Origin of the sequence: Pseudomonas sp. GM60, from assembly GCF_000282415.1 — a bacterium.
In the GTDB taxonomy this organism is placed as follows: domain Bacteria; phylum Pseudomonadota; class Gammaproteobacteria; order Pseudomonadales; family Pseudomonadaceae; genus Aquipseudomonas; species Aquipseudomonas migulae.
Genome location: NZ_AKJI01000022.1, coordinates 36040 through 51154 on the forward strand (window position 1 = coordinate 36040; position 15115 = coordinate 51154).

Consider the following 15115-nt stretch of genomic DNA (forward strand, 5'->3'; position numbering starts at 1 on the left):
TTACTCCTCGACGCGGACGCTGTCCAGGTAAGTGCGCACCGCCCACAGGGCTTCCTGGCTCAGGTAATCCGCCATTTTCGGCATGTACACCCGGCCGTCACGCACCGCGCCATGGCGCACCCGTTCGACGAACCATTCATCACCGGCCTCGCCGACATCGAGCATGCGCAAATCAGGCGCGATGCCGCCGGACTTCGCTTCCAGACCATGACAGGCCGCGCAGTTCTGGTTGTAGGCCGATGAACCGATCTCGACGGCCTTATCGTGTTCCGGGGAAGTGCGGTAAGGGTTCACCGCCGCCCATCCATCGCCATCGAGTTGCACGCCGGCGTCCTTGATCGGGGTCAGTCCCTGGGTTTCGACGGCTTGTGGCACGACATTGCCGTGAGCCCAGACCGAACCTGCACTGATGAAGCCGGCCAGCAGGCCGGCAACGAGCAAGGCGTTGCGTTTTGTTGTCATTGTTATGCCCTCAGGATTGCACGCAAAACCTCTTTACAGAGGCTATGGCAGCCATCTTAGGAAGCGCTTCGCGCAAGCCCCATGCTGCTTTGGTGGCCGCCACCCAGTACCTTGGTAGTAGGGCTTGCGACGCACACCCAAATCAGGTGCCGCCTGGGAAATCTTCCCGGCAACAGCGGGACTTTTTCCGTATTCGCCACCCCGTCGGACGCACCACCCTGTGCAGGCCAAAACCTCCACTGGGAACTGCAACCATGACAATAAGATCGATACCCGCCCTTTCCCCTTTGACCCTCGCCGTGCACGCCTTTTTGCTGGTGAGCAGCCTGCCCCTGAGCGCTGCCAGCCAAGCTGCAACCGCGCCTGCCACACCGACGCACAACGTGAGCTGGGAAGACATTGCCAACGATCACCTGACCACCAAGGACGTTCTGCAATACGGCATGGGCACCAACGCCCAGCGCTGGAGCCCTTTGGCCCAGGTCAATGACAAGAACGTGTTCAAGCTGACACCGGCCTGGTCCTACTCCTTCGGCGACGAGAAGCAGCGCGGCCAGGAATCGCAAGCCATCGTCAGTGACGGCGTGGTGTACGTCACCGGTTCGTACTCACGGGTATTTGCCCTCGACGCCAAGACCGGCAAGCGCCTGTGGACCTACAACCATCGCCTGCCGGACAACATTCGTCCGTGCTGCGATGTGGTCAACCGTGGCGCGGCGATTTATGGCGACAAAATCTACTTCGGCACCCTCGACGCGCGACTGATCGCGCTGGACAAGAACACCGGCAAAGTGGTCTGGAACAAAAAATTCGGCGACCACGCCGCCGGTTACACCATGACCGGCGCCCCGGTGCTGATCAAAGACAAGATCAGCGGCAAGGTGCTGTTGATCCATGGCAGTTCCGGTGATGAGTTCGGTGTGGTCGGGCAACTCTATGCGCGCGACCCGGACACTGGCGAAGAAGTGTGGATGCGACCTTTCGTCGAAGGCCACATGGGCCGCTTGAACGGCAAGGACAGTACGCCGACCGGCGACGTCAAGGCGCCGTCCTGGCCGAACGATCCAACCACTGAAACCGGCAAGGTCGAAGCCTGGAGCCACGGCGGCGGCGCCCCTTGGCAGAGCGCCAGTTTCGATGCGGAGACCAATACGATCATCGTCGGCGCCGGCAACCCTGGCCCGTGGAACACCTGGGCGCGCACCTCCAAGGACGGCAACCCGCACGATTACGACAGCCTCTACACCTCGGGCCAGGTCGGCGTCGATCCGAGCACGGGCGAGGTGAAATGGTTCTACCAACACACCCCGAACGATGCCTGGGATTTCTCCGGCAACAACGAGCTGGTGCTGTTCGACTACAAGGACAAGGACGGCAAAACGGTCAAGGCCACCGGCCATGCGGACCGCAACGGTTTCTTCTACGTGGTCGACCGCAACAACGGCAAATTGCAGAACGCCTTCCCCTTCGTCGACAACATCACCTGGGCCAGCCACATCGACCTGAAGACCGGGCGGCCAGTCGAGAATGAAGGCCAGCGTCCGGCCAAGCCGCTGCCGGGCGAAACCAAAGGCAAACCGGTGGAAGTTTCGCCGCCGTTCCTCGGTGGCAAGAACTGGAACCCGATGGCCTACAGCCAGGACACCGGCCTGTTCTACATTCCGGGCAACCAATGGAAAGAGGAATACTGGACCGAAGAGGTCAACTACAAGAAAGGTTCGGCCTACCTGGGCATGGGTTTCCGCATCAAGCGCATGTACGACGATCACGTCGGCACCTTGCGGGCGATGAACCCGACCACGGGCAAAGTGGTGTGGGAGCACAAGGAACACTTGCCGTTGTGGGCCGGCGTGCTGGCGACCAAGGGCAACCTGGTGTTCACCGGCACCGGTGACGGTTTCTTCAAGGCCTTCGACGCAAAAACCGGCAAAGAGCTGTGGAAGTTCCAGACCGGCAGCGGCATCGTCTCGCCGCCGATCACCTGGGAACAGGACGGCGAGCAGTACATCGGCGTGACCGTCGGCTATGGCGGTGCGGTGCCGTTGTGGGGCGGCGACATGGCCGAGCTGACCAAACCGGTGGCTCAGGGCGGGTCGTTCTGGGTGTTCAAGATTCCGAGCTGGGATAACCAGACCGCGCAGAAGTAATTCTCCCCACCCACCTCTGTGGGAGCGAGCCTGCTCGCGATTAACCTGAGACCGCCGCGGGGCACCAGACACCCCGCGTCATCGTTGACGACCATCGCGAGCAGGCTCGCTCCCACAAGGGAAGCCAGAGACCTTGCCATGAAATACCTGCCTCTAATGCTATTGCTCGCCGCGCTTCCGGTTTTCGCGGATGACGGCGACGACGCCCCGTTGATCATCAACGGCTGCACCCTCGCCGAACACAGCCAGTGCCCCGGTGCCAACCTCAAAGGCGCCAACCTGAGCAATCAGGACCTGCGCAACATGAACCTCAGCGGCGCCGACCTGCGCGACGCCGACTTGCGTCACGCCCGCCTCGACCTCGCCAACCTGGAAAAAGCCCAACTGCAAGGCGCCAACCTGACCCGCGCCAGCCTGCAACAAAGCAACCTGCGCCTGGCCGACTTCAGCGGTGCTAAGTTGATGGCGGTCCAGGGCTGGGGCTTGTTTGCCCAGGGTGCGCAGTTTCAAGACGCCAACCTCAGCGGCGCCTACCTGCAATTCGCCCGCCTCTCCGGCGCCAAACTGCACAACGCCAACCTGCGGGCGGCCGACCTGGAAATGACCTGGCTGAGCAAAGCCGACCTCAAAGGCGCGAATCTCAGCGATGCCAATCTGCAGGAAGCCAAGTTCGGTGAAAGCAATCTGGAACAGGCAAACCTCAGCGGCTCGCGCCAGCATTATGCGAATTTCCAGGATGCGAATATGGAGGGCTGCACAGGTTGCCCGACGACGTGGAACAAATAACCTCAAACCAACACCGCGCCCCCCCTGTAGGAGCGAGCCTGCTCGCGATAAACCTGAGACCACCGCGGGGCATCTGACTACCCGCGTAATCGTTGACGACCATCGCGAGCAGGCTCGCTCCTACAGGGGGATTTGTGCTAGCCGCACGGGCGCGTCATCCCGCCTTTCGCACCACCCCCATATCAATCCCCAGATGCACCAGCTCGGCATGGGAGCTCACCTGCAATTTGCTCTTGAGCAACGTCAGGTGATTGGAGACGGTCTTGCTGCTGATGCTCAGCTGTTCGGCAATCACACGGGCCGGGGTGCCTTTGGCGAGCATCACGAAAACCTCCAGTTCGCGCTGGGTCATGCTCTGCAAACGCGGGTCGCTGGCGTCCTGTTGCGGGTGACACGCCAGTTGAGTGGCCAGGGGCTGTTCGATGTAGGCGTGGCCCGCGAGAATCCGCCGCACCGCCTCGATCAGCACTTCGGGCGCCGAGCTTTTGGTCAGGTAACCCGAAGCGCCCGCCTCCAGTGCCTGGCGCACCAGCGGCAGCTCATCGTGCATGCTGAAAAACAGCACGCGCAGTTGTGGCAGACGCTGTCGCAACCGGCGCGTGGTTTCCAGCCCGCTGATCCCCGGCAGGCCGAAATCCATGATTACCAGATTCGGCACGGCCTCCTGAACCCTGATCAGCGCTTCTTCACCCGTCGCGGCTTCACGCACTTCCATCGCCGGCAGCAACGCGCGCAACAAACTCGCGTAGCCCTGACGGACCACCGCATGGTCATCCACCAGCAGAATATTCATGACGCCTCCAAAGGCATGCTCAAGGCCAGCGCCCAACCGGCGCCGGGGTGGCTGATGATGCGTAACTCTCCGCCCAGACTGCGGGCGCGCTCGAACATCGAATACAAACCGACACCCGGCCGCTGTGGCTGGCGGGCGCCGCATCCGTTGTCACGAATCAATAAGCGCAAGTGGCCGCCGCAGTGTTGCAGGCGAACCCGCACCTGGCTTGCATCGGCGTGGCGAGCGACGTTGGTCAAGGCTTCCTGCAACAGGCGGTAGAGATGGGTTTTGGCCGGCGCAGACAATGGCGGCAACGAAGCGCTGACGCGCAACTGACAATCGACACCCTGTCGGCCTTGCCACTGTGCCACCAACAACGCGAAAGCCTCGGCCAACGGCAGGTGTTGCAACACCACCGGATAGAGGTCGTGCACCAGCGCTCTGAATCCTTGTTGCAGGTGCTCGCAGTTGTGTTCCAGCTCACGCACCGTGCGCTCCACGGTGTCCGGTTGGTCGGCGACCAGGCGCAACAGACAGGCCTGCGCGCGAATCCCCGCCAGGTATTGACCGAGGTCGTCGTGCAGGGTCTGCGCCAGATGAGTGCGTTCCTGTTCCTGCACCGCCAGCAAGGTCTGGGTCAGTTGCGTGTTGTCGGCGCGCGCCTGTTCCAGTGCGTCGGTCATGCGATTGAAGTGCACCGCCAGTTGCCGCGCTTCCGGCAGCCCTTGCGCGCGCAGTCGCACCTTGAGCTGGCCGCCGGAAACCTGCCGCAATGCGCGCAGCAACTCATCGAGCAGGCCCATGCCCCGGCGCACGGCCCAGCGAATGGTCAACAAACTCAACAACAACGCCAGGCCACACAGGCTCAGTAATTGCTGGAGGGAATCCCAGACTTCATCGATTTCATCCCGTGGGTCGACCGCAATCAGCACACGCCGGCCATCCTGTAGATCCAGCTCCCGCACGCTGTGGCGGGCCTCGGCAAACAACAATCGCCCGAGCCAGGCGTCAAGCCCGTCCTGCATTGGCGGTTGTGCCGCTTCGCCCGGTTCGAGCCAGCGCACCCGCACGTGACGCAGACTTTGCGTCAACCGTGGTTGCAGGCTGGCGGGATCGCGCGCGGCGGTTTCGCTCAAGTACTCGACCACCGCCTCGGCGGATTGCAGCTCTCGCTCCACATCCGCCAGCGCCTGGTGCACCAGCAAGCCCATGCACGCCAAAGTGACCAGCGCGAAAAATCCGCAGACCCACAGATTGATCCGCCACAGGGCTGACACGCCTAGCGCCCCGGTGTCGCAGGCATCACCAGCAGCGACGCGGGGCGCGGGCCGTGGAGCTTGTCGACGCCGATCAGACTCAGAATCAGCAACAACGGCAGGAGCAGCGCCTTGAGAATACGCATGGTCGATCTCCTTCAGAGTGATGGCCGTTGTTGCCCATGCTAAAACCGCGCCGCCCTCGGCGAGTTACTACCTTGGTACTGCCTCACTGGTACTTTCTGCATATTTCATCCCGTCCTCAGGCTTCCTATGCTGGCGCTACCCGTGATGGAGTGCCTTATGCGCCAGCTTGCCCCTTACGCCCTGATCTACCTGTTGGCGATTGCCTGCGCCGCCGGGCTGGCGACGCAAAGTCAGGCGGCCGATGCACCGCTGCAAGTGCAGATCGGTTACCTGGGTTATCTCCCCGACCCGGGGCCCTTGCTGTCGAACATCATTCCCGAGCCTGTCGATGCCGGCCTGCGTGGCGCTGAACTGGCGATCACCGACAGCAACAGCACCGGGCGCTTTCTCAATCACAGTTACAGCCTGGCCAACGCCAACGTCGACAACCCGCAGGCCTTGCTCGATGCGGCCAAGGCGCAACACGCACAAGGTCTGCGCCTGTTTGTGGTGAACGCGCCGGTGGCCAGCCTGCGGCAACTCAGCGCCGCCCTGCCCGACAGTTTGCTGATCAACGCCGGCAGCCCGGATGACAGCCTGCGCACCACCGATTGCCTGCCAAACGTGCTGCACACGTTGCCAAGCCGGGCGATGCTCGCTGATGCCTTGGCGCAGTTTCTGGTGGTACGCAAATGGCAGCGGGCGCTGCTGATTGTCGGCCCGACCGCCGACGATCAAGCCTATGCCGCCGCCCTGCGCCGCGCGGCGAAACGCTTCGGCGTGCAACTGGTGGCGGAAAAAGCCTGGAGTTTCGATAACGATCAACGCCGCAGCGCCCAGGCCGACATGCCGCTGTTCACCCAGACCGCCGAGTACGACGTGGTACTGGTGGCCGATGAACGCGGTGACTTCGGCGAATACGTGCCCTACCAGACCTGGTATCCGCGTCCGGTGGCCGGCACTCAAGGCCTGACCCCGGTGGGCTGGCACAAGACCGTGGAAACCTACGGCGCCGCCCAATTGCAGAAACGCTTCGAAGCCACGGCCGGGCGCTGGATGAACGACCGCGACTTTGCCGCGTGGATGGCCGTGCGCAGCATCGCCAGCGCGGTGAGCAAACTGCGTCAGACCGATCCGATGGCGATCCGCAACCTGGAAGTCAGCGACCAATTGCCGCTCGATGGCTTCAAGGGTCGCAAGCTCAGTTATCGCCCGTGGAACGGCCAGTTGCGCCAGCCGATTCCCATCGTGCAGCCGCGGGCGCTGGTCAGCACCTCGCCACAGGACGGCTTTCTGCACCCCTTCAACGAAATGGACAGCCTCGGTTACGACAAACCCGAGGTCAGCTGCCGCTTTCCCTGATCTTCCACAACAACAATAAGGAATCCGCCATGCGCCGCACCCTGCTTTCATGCGCCCTGTTGCTCGCTGCCGGGCACGCCGCGGCCAGCACCGCCTGGGTCTCCAACGAAAAAGACAACAGCCTCAGCCTGATCGACATGCAGACCCTGCAAGTCACCGACACCCTGCCCGTCGGCCAGCGTCCGCGCGGTCTGTTGCTGTCCCACGACAACAAGCTGCTGTACATCTGCGCCAGCGATTCGGACCGGGTGCAGGTGATGGACGTGGCCACGCGCAAGATCATCAAGGAACTGCCTTCGGGCAAGGACCCCGAGCAATTCGCCCTGCACCCGAACAATCGCTGGCTCTACGTTTCCAACGAGGACGATGCGCTGGTGACGGTGATCGACACCGAAACCTCCAAGGTGCTGAGCCAGATCAACGTCGGCGTCGAGCCCGAAGGCATGGCCGTCAGCCCGGACGGCAAATGGGCGGTGAACACCAGCGAAACCACTAACATGCTGCACTGGATCGACACCAGCACCCAGACCCTGGCCGACAGCACGCTGGTGGATCAGCGCCCGCGTTTCGTCGAGTTCGCGCCCGATGGCAAACAGTTGTGGGCCTCAGCGGAAATCGGCGGCACCGTGACCATTCTTGACACCGCCACCCGGCAGGTCCTCAAGACCCTGACCTTCCAGATCAAGGGCGTGCACCCGGACAAGGTGCAACCGGTGGGCATCAAACTCAGCGCCGATGGCAAGTACGGTTTCGTCGCGCTGGGCCCGGCCAACCACGTCGCGGTGATCGATGCCAAAACCTTCGAAATCCTCGATTACCTGCTGGTCGGCCGCCGCGTGTGGCAGATGGCATTCACCCCGGATCAGAAGCAATTGCTGGCCACCAATGGCGTCAGCGGCGATGTGTCGGTGATTGATATCGACAGCCTCAAAGTGAGTAAATCGGTGAAGGTCGGGCGCTATCCGTGGGGCGTGGTGGTGACGCCATGAACGCACTGGAAGTCAGCGACCTGAGTTTCGCCTACGGCGCGCGGGAGGCGTTGCGCCAAGTGAGTTTCAGCCTGGAGCCCGGTCGTTTTGCGGCGCTGCTGGGGCCGAACGGCGCCGGCAAATCGACGCTGATTGCCTTGCTGACCCGGCTGTACGATGTGCAACGCGGTGATATCCGTGTCGGTGCTTGTTCGTTGCGGAATGCGCCGCGCCCGGCGCTCAAGCAGTTGGGTGTGGTGTTTCAGCAAAGTACGCTGGACCTGGACCTCAGCGTCGAGCAGAACCTGCGTTATCACGCCGCGCTGCACGGAATGTCGCGGCGTGAAACAGCGATTCGGGTCGATGCCGAACTGGCCCGTCAGTCCCTGACCGAACGCCGTCGCGAGCGGGTACGCGAGCTGAATGGCGGTCATCGTCGCCGGGTGGAAATCGCTCGCGCGCTGCTGCATGAGCCACGCCTGTTGCTGCTCGACGAGGCCAGTGTCGGCCTCGATCCGGCCAGTCGCCTGGCGCTCAATCAACACATCCGCAGCTTGTGCCGCGAGCACCGCCTCAGCGTGCTCTGGACCACGCACTTGCTGGATGAAGTGCAGCCCAGCGATGACTTGCTGATTCTCCATCAGGGTCGTTTAGTCGCCAGTGGCCAGGCCGATGCGTTGAGCCTGGAACACGGCGGCGACCTCGGTTCGGCCTTCGCTCGCTTGACCACCTCGGGAGCCGTGCGATGAATGCTTATTGGCAATGTTTCAGCGGCATCGTGCTGCGTGAATGGCTGCGGTTTGTGTTGCAGCGCACGCGGTTTCTCAGTGCACTGGTGCGCCCGCTGCTGTGGCTGCTGGTGTTCGCCGCCGGTTTTCGCGCGGCACTCGGCATCGCGATCATCGAGCCCTACGACACCTACATTCCGTATGAGGTCTACATCATTCCGGGGCTGGCCTGCATGATCCTGTTGTTCAACGGCATGCAAGGTTCGCTGTCGATGGTCTACGACCGGGAGATGGGCAGCATGCGCGTACTGCTTACCAGTCCCTTGCCCCGCACGTTTCTGCTGTGCAGCAAACTGTTGGCCACGTCGCTGATTTCGCTGTTGCAGGTGTATGCCTTTCTGGCGATTGCCTGGGTGTACGGCGTGCAGCCGCCGGCCATGGGCCTGTTGATCGCCTTGCCGGCGTTGCTGCTGGTGGCGTTGATGCTCAGTGCACTGGGATTGTTGCTGTCGAACGCGATCCGCCAACTGGAGAACTTCGCCGGGGTGATGAATTTCGTGATCTTCCCGCTGTTTTTCCTGTCGTCGGCGCTGTACCCGCTGTGGAAGATGCGCGAGTCGAGCGAGTGGTTGTATTGGTTGTGCGCCGTGAATCCGTTTACGCATGCAGTGGAACTGGTACGGTTTGCCTTGTACGAGCGCTTCAACCCGTTGGCATTGGCGGTATGCATCGGCCTGACACTGCTGTTTTCGCTACTGGCGGTACTCACCTTCAACCCCCAACACGCCGCCCTGCGCAAATCCAGCTGATCCCACGGATTGCGGTGTACCAATCACACCGCCATCGCCGGCAAGCCGGCTCCTACACGGGATGTGACCTGTCGTTATCGCGCGGACAACCTCAAACTGTAGGAGCCGGCTTGCCGGCGATCAATGCAACGCGGTGCATCAGGCAAGCCGGCTCCTACAGCCCATCACACCAAAATTACTACTTTAGTACTGGTTTTCCTGTCTATCGTCGCATTCCCAACGCACCGCGACTGGCATGTAATGGGCTCATAACTATAAGGACTGAACCCATGCCGCGTGCCCGACGTGTTCTGCTGCGCCCTTCCCTCGCTGTGTTATCGCTGAGCCTGTTGCTGGGCGTCGCACACGCCAAAACACCGCTGTTCTCTGCTGATGGCTACCGCATCGGCCTGTACCGCAGCCCCACGCCGAATCAAGCCGAGGGGGCCACCATCATCGACACCGCCGCCCTGCAAACCCTGCTCACCCAGACGCCTCGCCCGGTGTTGATCGATGTCTATCGCCGCCAATGGCTGCAAGGGCGTTTCATCGAAGACCAACCCCACGAAAACCTGCCCGGCAGCCACTGGCTGGCCAACACCGGCGATGGCGACCTGACACCCGACTGGCAGGATTACTTCACGCGCAATCTGCAAAAATTCACCGCCGGCGATCCCCGGCAACCGCTGGTCTTTTACTGCCGGTCCGATTGCTGGTTGAGCTGGAATGCGGTCAAACGTGCCGCCGCCATGGGCTATAAGACTCTGTATTGGTATCGCGATGGCCTGGATGCCTGGCAAGCGGCGAACCTGCCCGTGACACCCGCCCTGCCCGAACCTTTTCCCTGACCTTTACGCGTGCGTGTTGTTGCCACACCATAATCAAAATAATGAGGTGAAAGGCTATGTACAAAATTCTGATTGCCGACGATCACCCGCTGTTTCGCGAAGCCATTCATAACGTCATCAGCGATGGATTCCCGGGCAGCGAGGTCATGGAAACCGCCGACCTCGACAGCGCCCTGGCGCTGACTCAGGACCACGACGACCTGGACCTGATCCTGCTCGACCTGAACATGCCCGGCATGCACGGCCTCAATGGCCTGATCAACCTGCGCAACGAGGCACCGACCATTCCAGTGGTGATCGTCTCGGCGGAACAGGACAAGCAGATCGTGCTGCAAGCCATCACCTATGGCGCAGTAGGTTTCATCACCAAGTCCTCGCCACGGGTGCAGATGACCGACGCGATCCAGCAGATTCTCAATGGCAACGTCTACCTGCCGCCGGACATCATCCGCACGCAGAAAAGCGGCACCCACCGCCGGATGAACGACACCCCGAGCTTCCCGCCGGAACTGCTTCAGGCCCTGACCCGCAAACAGTTGCTGGTTCTGGAGCGCATGACCAAAGGCGAGTCGAACAAACAGATCGCCTACACCCTGGAAATCGCTGAAACCACGGTCAAGGCCCACGTTTCGGCGATCTTGCGCAAACTCAACGTGCACAATCGGGTGCAGGCGATCCTGAGCGCCGGGGATATTGATTTCGGCTCTTATCTAAGACGTTGAGACCGCGTCGCGCCCATCGCCAGCAAGCTGGCTCCTACAGGAACAACACAATCCCCTGTAGGAGCCGGCTTGCCGGCGATGAGGCCATCAGCCCCCGCACAAATTTCAGGGCCTGCCGAACAAATCGCCAGCAAGCTGGCTCCTACAGGAACAACGTAATCCCCTGTAGGAGCCGGCTTGCTGGCGATGAGGCCCTCAACATCAACAAATATCTCAAGGCCGGCCGAGCAAATGACTCATCGCCGTCTTCAGCTTCATCGGCCGCACCGGCTTATGCATCAAGGTGTGCCCCAGCTCTCGAATCTGCAATTTGAGCTCATTGCTGTAATTGGCGGTGATCATCATCGCGGGAATGGCTGAGCCGCGCCGGGCGTTGATCCGCGCCACGGCATCCACGCCGTTCTGATCGTCATCCAGGTGGTAATCGGCAATCAGCAAATCTGCCTCGGCGTGATAATTGTCCACTTGCCGCGCAAGGTCCTGCTCCGACAGCGCCGTCACCACCAGACAACCCCACCCTTCGAGCAAGGTGCGCATGCCGGCGCAAATCGCCGCATCGTTATCCAGCACCCATACCCGTGCACCGCGCAGACGCTCAAGCATCGGCTCACTCATCAACAGACTCGGCAGTGCCTTGGGTGCCGTCGCGCTCAAAGGCACTTCGACGGAAAACACCGAGCCCTTGCCCGGCCACGAACGCACGTGAATGCGGTGCCCGAGAATCCCGGCAATTTTCTCGACGATTGCCAGCCCCAGCCCCAACCCGCGATCCTGATCCGGACGTTGCACATCACCGCGTTTGAACTCCTGGAAAATCTCTTCCAGACGGTTTTCGGCGATGCCCATGCCGCTGTCCCAGACCTCGATCGACAGCCGCTGATGATGCCGCCGGCAACCGAGCACCACGCGGCCGCTGTAGGTGTAGCGAATCGCGTTACTCAACAGGTTGCGCAGGATCCGCGCAAGCAACTGAATGTCGCTGCGCACCAGCGCCGAACACCCGATGAAATGCAGCTCAAGCCCTTCACTGCGCGCGACCTGGGTGTACTCGGCGGCGAGGTTTTCCAGCAACTCGCTCAAGGCGAACGGCGCGATGTCGGCCTTGATCACCCCGGCATCTAGTTTGGAAATGTCGACCAGCGTACCGAGCAGATTCTCCACGTCTTCCAGGGAATTGCTGACGTTGCGCACCAGAATCTCGTTGGCCAGCGGCTCCCGGCGTTCGAGCAAGGCGCTGGTAAACAGGCGCGCGGCATTCAGCGGTTGCAGCAAGTCATGGCTGACGGCGGCAAGAAACTTGGTCTTCGACAGGTTGGCCTGCTCGGCTTCGAGCTTGGCCTCGCGCAGGCGTGATTCAACCCGCCGACGTTCGTCGATCTCGCGCAGCAACTGGTCATTGAGGGTCGTCAGTTCCGCCGTACGTTCGCGCACCCGCAGTTCAAGGTTCTGATAGGCCTGGTGCAACGCCTCTGCCGTGCGGCGGCGCTCGGTGATGTCGCGGATCAACACGAAAATCCCCACCACTTCGCCGGTTACCAGCCGATTGGGCACGTAGGAGCGCAGCATGTAGCGCTCCTGGTTGTTGATGTTGGTTTCGGCGAACTCGAACGTCACGCTCTCACCGGCCAACGCCCGCGCCACGTAGGCTTCCAGGCGCTGGTAATGCTGCTCGCTGTGCACTTCGCGCAGGCTCTGCCCGAGCATCACGCCACGTGGCCAGCAGTACCATTCTTCGTAGACCTTGTTGGTGAATTCGTAGACCAGATCGGCATTGAGGTAGGCGATCAGCGCCGGTACGTGGTCAGTGATCAGGCGAATCCAGCGCTCGCTTTCGCTCAGCGCTTCGGCGTGCTGGTAGCGTTCGGTGATGTCGGTAAAGGTGTTGACGAAGCCGCCGGTGGGCAACGGATGCGTGCGGATTTCCAGGACCCGGCCATCGTACAGTCGCTGCTCGCATTCCTGCACCGGGCGCCCGTTGCCGTCGCGGCTGGCCGGGGTCAGCAGGTTCAACTCGCTGTCGGCGATCACTTCGGCGAACGGTCGATGCGCGGCCACTGGCGCCAGGCCGCTGAGTTCAAGGAAGCGCCGGTTCCACAACTCCAGAATGCCCTCGGCGTTGACCATCGCCACGCCTTGGGACAGGTTGTCCACGGCCCGTTGCAACAAATGCGATTTCTGCGCCACGGCCTGCTCGCGGCGCACGGTTTCACTGAGTTTGACGTCGGTGATGTCGGTGAACAGGATCACCCGCCCGCCTTCCTGGGTCGGCCGTTCGCTGACTTGCAGCCAGCGACCGTCCTGCAAGCGGAACAGCAGGTTCTCGTCGGCCTGCCCACGCGGTTCTTCGGTGAACAGACCGGTGGACAGCATCAGCCGCTTGACCTCGGCCAGGCGCATGCCGGCGTTGATTCGCACCCGGCTGTTACCCCAGAACGCCTTGAAGCGGCTGTTGAACAGCACGATCCGCTGCTCCGCGTCGAACAATACAAAGGCGTCGGAAATGCTCTCGATGGCATCGATCAAGTGTTGATGCGCAGTTTCCGCGCGCAGACGCGCTTCGCTGAGCAAGTGATTGCCTGACTTCAGTTCAGCCATGGCCTGGTTCAAGGCATCGGTGCGCTCACGCACCTGTTCGGCCAGCACCACCGAATGCTGGAACGCCGCGTACGGGTCGTTGCCGCGGGTGATGCCGGACTCGATCCGTTCGATCAGCGCAGCATTGATGCGCTGCAATTTGTGGTTTTCGTGCCGCAGGCTGGCGACTTGAGCCGCAAGCTCAGCGATGTCCAGGGGAGCGGCCTCGGGCAATGGCAACCCCGGTGAAGGTCTGGTTGATGTGCATGCCATTGAACTGTTCTCCGTAGGTGTTGAAACCCATCACCCGCTGGTCGCGCAAAAACCTGCCGATCTGCTCCAGATTGCCGCCGTCTTCCAGTTCCAGGCGCCTGAGAAAGCAGTCGCAGCCGATGGTCAACAACAGGTCACCGAGGCGTTCCTGCAAACCGTCGAACAGGGTTTGCAGATTGGGCAGCATCGGCCCTGGAGTCATGACGGTGAGGACGATGCCGTTTTCCACGGCGCAGTAGAAACTCAGGCTCAAGTCCGGGTGCACCTGCTGGATGGCCCGCACGTAATACTGATCGTTGATCCGCACCGCCAGCGGGTGGGCGGCGAAGATCCGATGATCGAGTTCAGCCACAGGCACGCCGATGTGCCGGGCGTACTCCTCGGCGGCGGGTTCGGCATTCAGTTCGAAGACCCGGCGCGAGGCGCTGTCGGCGCCAGTGACCACCAGTTTTTCCGCCCTCGGCAGGATGTGGTGGGTGGTGAAGACTTCGAAGTCGAGCCAGGTGTTGACCAGCACCACCACTGCCGCGCCGCTGTGGAACTCGCCGCCGAAGTAAACGTGGGTGTGGGTCAGGTAATTGTCGTCGCCGGCCGAGCCACCGAAATGCGGAATGTCGCCCAACGCAGCGCTCAACGCCGCGAGCACCATTTCTTCACGGCTGGACAAACCATCGAGCAAGGTCAGGGCGAAGCTGTTGCCCTTGATCGGCGCCAGGGTGTTGCTGCGACAACCACTGACCAGACGCTCGACCATTTGCTGGGCGTCGATCAGGCTGAAGCGTTCCATCTCGTCGATCAATTCGGCATCGATGGAAAAATGCCGATGGTCGAAACCCACGGCCGTCACGCAGTTGCGCCCGTAACCCAGCGGGGTGATTTCACCGGCGCTGGTGCAACCGACCAGACGGATACCGCCGAAGCTCTGCTGCAAGGCCTGGCCCAGCGCCTGCAAGTCGTACTCGGCGGAGCAGAAAAACAGCACAAAGCCCAAATGCGGATGCAGCAACTGCCGCGCCAGCTCCTGGGCCACCTGCTGGGCATCGGTCGCCTGGGACATCGCACTGACGACCCCGTCGCTCTGAACCTGCTGCATCGTCGCCTCCCGCAGGTGCGCATGTGTGAGGTTGGAGTGTACGAAGGCAGCGGTCGGCTACGTATGCTACTTGGGTAGCGGTCAGGCGCTTCGATGGGATGAGAGTTCCAGCAGACACCACAAAACCTGTAGGAGCCGGCTTGCTGGCGATGGCGGTGGGTCAGGCAACAATGATGGTGACTGACAGTCCGTCATCGCCGGCAAGCC

At 61.8% G+C, this 15115-nt stretch carries 14 protein-coding genes; 8 read left to right on the forward strand and 6 right to left on the reverse strand.

Annotated features, from left to right (window positions below; all coding sequences use genetic code 11):
* Positions 1-462, reverse strand: a complete 462-nt coding sequence (gene pedF, locus PMI32_RS26275; RefSeq protein WP_008024878.1) for a cytochrome c-550 PedF — start codon at positions 460-462, stop codon at positions 1-3.
* Positions 463-716: 254 nt separating this feature from the next.
* Between pedF and exaA the strand changes: the two genes are divergently transcribed.
* Positions 717-2609 carry a quinoprotein ethanol dehydrogenase gene (gene exaA, locus PMI32_RS26270; RefSeq protein WP_008024881.1) on the forward strand — a complete coding sequence of 631 codons (1893 nt, stop codon included), beginning with the start codon at positions 717-719 and terminating at the stop codon, positions 2607-2609.
* Positions 2610-2747: 138 nt separating this feature from the next.
* Complete coding sequence (locus tag PMI32_RS26265; protein WP_008024882.1) at positions 2748-3395, forward strand: pentapeptide repeat-containing protein; 648 nt, start codon at positions 2748-2750, stop codon at positions 3393-3395.
* A gap of 154 nt (positions 3396-3549) precedes the next feature.
* On the opposite strand, the gene PMI32_RS26260 is transcribed toward PMI32_RS26265, so the two are convergent.
* The 3 genes from PMI32_RS26260 to PMI32_RS30860 are packed head-to-tail and all read right to left on the reverse strand — an operon-like array spanning position 3550 to position 5572.
* Complete coding sequence (locus PMI32_RS26260) at positions 3550-4188, reverse strand: response regulator (protein ID WP_008024884.1); 639 nt, start codon at positions 4186-4188, stop codon at positions 3550-3552.
* A complete protein-coding gene (locus PMI32_RS26255) occupies positions 4185-5447 on the reverse strand; it encodes a HAMP domain-containing sensor histidine kinase (RefSeq protein WP_032828572.1) in 1263 nt (420 codons plus the stop codon). Before PMI32_RS26255 ends, PMI32_RS26260 begins: the two co-directional genes overlap by 4 nt.
* Before the next feature lie 2 nt (positions 5448-5449).
* Complete coding sequence (locus tag PMI32_RS30860; RefSeq protein WP_008024888.1) at positions 5450-5572, reverse strand: hypothetical protein; 123 nt, start codon at positions 5570-5572, stop codon at positions 5450-5452.
* A gap of 157 nt (positions 5573-5729) precedes the next feature.
* On the opposite strand from PMI32_RS30860, the gene pedA1 reads away from it, so the two are divergent.
* From pedA1 to PMI32_RS26225, 6 genes are all read left to right on the forward strand, one after another.
* Positions 5730-6914, forward strand: coding sequence for a lanthanide ABC transporter ABC transporter substrate-binding protein PedA1 (gene pedA1, locus PMI32_RS26250; RefSeq protein WP_008024890.1), 1185 nt, complete (start codon positions 5730-5732; stop codon positions 6912-6914).
* A 29-nt stretch (positions 6915-6943) separates the two neighbouring features.
* The gene (locus PMI32_RS26245) at positions 6944-7903 is read left to right on the forward strand and encodes a YVTN family beta-propeller repeat protein (protein WP_008024891.1); all 960 of its coding nucleotides are present in this window, start codon (positions 6944-6946) and stop codon (positions 7901-7903) included.
* The gene (gene pedB, locus PMI32_RS26240; protein ID WP_008024893.1) at positions 7900-8631 is read left to right on the forward strand and encodes a lanthanide ABC transporter ATP-binding protein PedB/LutE; all 732 of its coding nucleotides are present in this window, start codon (positions 7900-7902) and stop codon (positions 8629-8631) included. The genes PMI32_RS26245 and pedB overlap by 4 nt, the downstream gene beginning before the upstream one ends.
* Positions 8628-9419 (forward strand): lanthanide ABC transporter permease protein PedC, encoded by a 792-nt coding sequence (gene pedC / locus PMI32_RS26235; RefSeq protein WP_008024895.1) that lies wholly within the window; start codon positions 8628-8630, stop codon positions 9417-9419. Before pedB ends, pedC begins: the two co-directional genes overlap by 4 nt.
* 269 nt (positions 9420-9688) lie before the next feature.
* Positions 9689-10246, forward strand: coding sequence for a PQQ-dependent catabolism-associated CXXCW motif protein (locus PMI32_RS26230; RefSeq protein WP_008024896.1), 558 nt, complete (start codon positions 9689-9691; stop codon positions 10244-10246).
* A 56-nt stretch (positions 10247-10302) separates the two neighbouring features.
* The gene (locus PMI32_RS26225; protein ID WP_008024898.1) at positions 10303-10968 is read left to right on the forward strand and encodes a response regulator transcription factor; all 666 of its coding nucleotides are present in this window, start codon (positions 10303-10305) and stop codon (positions 10966-10968) included.
* Between the two features lie 213 nt (positions 10969-11181).
* Here the strand turns inward: PMI32_RS26225 and nahK are convergent, their stop codons facing one another.
* Positions 11182-13815: a hybrid sensor histidine kinase/response regulator NahK/ErcS' gene (gene nahK, locus PMI32_RS26220; protein ID WP_162130703.1), complete on the reverse strand. Its 2634-nt coding sequence runs from the start codon at positions 13813-13815 to the stop codon at positions 11182-11184.
* Positions 13745-14908: a nitric oxide-sensing protein NosP gene (gene nosP / locus PMI32_RS26215; RefSeq protein WP_008024902.1), complete on the reverse strand. Its 1164-nt coding sequence runs from the start codon at positions 14906-14908 to the stop codon at positions 13745-13747. The genes nahK and nosP overlap by 71 nt, the downstream gene beginning before the upstream one ends.
* Positions 14909-15115 lie beyond the last annotated feature (207 nt).